The 1,023-nt window shown below is 66.8% G+C and carries 1 protein-coding gene; it reads right to left on the reverse strand.

The window, feature by feature from the left end; genetic code table 11:
- On the reverse strand, positions 1 to 977 hold a 977-nt coding region (locus ACFPOU_RS05185; protein WP_379717904.1), incomplete at its 3' end, for an acyl-CoA dehydrogenase family protein.
- Positions 978 to 1,023: the final 46 nt, after the last annotated feature.

A 1,023-nucleotide genomic window follows, 5' to 3' on the forward strand; every position in this document is an offset into this window, starting at 1 on the left:
AGCTCCTGCTCGAAGGTGGTGCCGAGTTCCTTGACGACCGACGCCTCCCAGGCCGGGTTGCGTCCCGCCGCCAGCTGGGCCGTCACCCCAAGCGACATCTGGCGCAGCGTGATCAGGCGCGCCGTCAGGCGTCCGATCTCGCGCGCCTGGTATGCATCTGGCTCGCTGCCGATTTCGGCGATCAGCGTATGCAGCAGCGCGATCGAACTCAGGAAACGCTCTGGCCCGCTGCGCTCGAATGCCAGTTCGGCCGTGACCTGGGCCCAGCCTTGCCCCTCAACGCCGATCAGAGCGTCGGCATCGAGCGTCAGGTCGTCGAAAAAGACTTCGTTGAAATGGGTGGCCCCGGTCAGGTCCTTGATCGGGCGGATCGTGATCCCGGGCAGCGACAGGTCTATGATGAACTGGGACAGTCCCTCGTTGCGCTTGCTCTCGACGCCCGTGCGTACCAGCGCGATCATGTAGTGCGAGCGATGGGCATTCGTGGTCCACACCTTCTGCCCGTTGACCACCCATTTGTCGCCGGCGCGGCGCGCATTGGTCTTGATCGAGGCGAGGTCCGAGCCGGAATTGGGCTCGCTCATGCCGATGCAGAAAAAGCGCTCGCCGCGGCAGATCGCGGGCAGGTGGAACTCCTTCTGGGCGTCGGTCCCGTAGTGCAGGATCTGCGGCCCGCTCTGGCGGTCGGCGAACCAGTGCGCCGACACGGGCGCGCCGGCTGCGAGCAGCTCCTCGATCACGACATAGCGGGTGAACGGACTCGCATCGGCGCCGCCATAGCGTTTCGGCAGCGCCATGCCGATCCAGCCGCGCGCTCCCAGGCGCCGGCTGAACTGGGCGTCGAATCCCATCCAGGATTCGGCACGTCGGGTGGGCGGGTAATGCGCCAGCGCGTCGCCCAGGAAGGCGCGCACTTCGGCGCGAATGGCTTCGGCCTCGGGCGGGATGGGGCTGAATGTAAACTGGTCGATGGACATGGGCGGTCGTGCGTTGGAGTCGATTGCTGGCCGCGCCGTGGCGCGG

It is taken from the genome of Massilia jejuensis (assembly GCF_042656795.1).
GTDB lineage: Bacteria > Pseudomonadota > Gammaproteobacteria > Burkholderiales > Burkholderiaceae_D > Telluria > Telluria jejuensis.